Below are 326 nucleotides of genomic sequence, written 5' to 3'. Positions count from 1 at the left end.
AATCAATTCATCATCATGTGACACAACTTGTGCGTTCTTAATAAGCAAACTTGCCATGTTAATTCTCCTCAGTTAAAGCGTTCAAAATCGCCATGCGGGCGTAAACACCGTTTGTCATTTGTTGGAAGATGCGTGACTTGCTTGCCTCAACCAATTGATCCGCAATTTCGACCCCGCGATTAACTGGCGCTGGGTGCATCACGATTGCTGAATCTTTCAAAGTGTTATAGCGTTCCTCAGTTAGGCCGTATTCAAAGTGGTACGTAATCGGTGAAAAGTCAGCATTTTCAACGGTCGCGATGCGTTCATGTTGCACACGTAGCAAC

General features: G+C 44.8%; 1 pseudogene. It reads right to left on the bottom strand.

Annotation, left to right across the window (positions count from 1 at the left end):
- Positions 1-58: 58 nt before the first annotated feature.
- A pseudogene (locus KH400_RS23515) lies at positions 59-326 on the bottom strand (aspartate carbamoyltransferase catalytic subunit); the annotation flags it as partial.

Origin of the sequence: Desertibacillus haloalkaliphilus (assembly GCF_019039105.1) — a bacterium.
In the GTDB taxonomy this organism is placed as follows: domain Bacteria; phylum Bacillota; class Bacilli; order Bacillales; family KJ1-10-99; genus Desertibacillus; species Desertibacillus haloalkaliphilus.
Note: the sequence above shows the minus strand (reverse complement) of the source record. Positions and strands in the feature narration are given on the sequence as shown.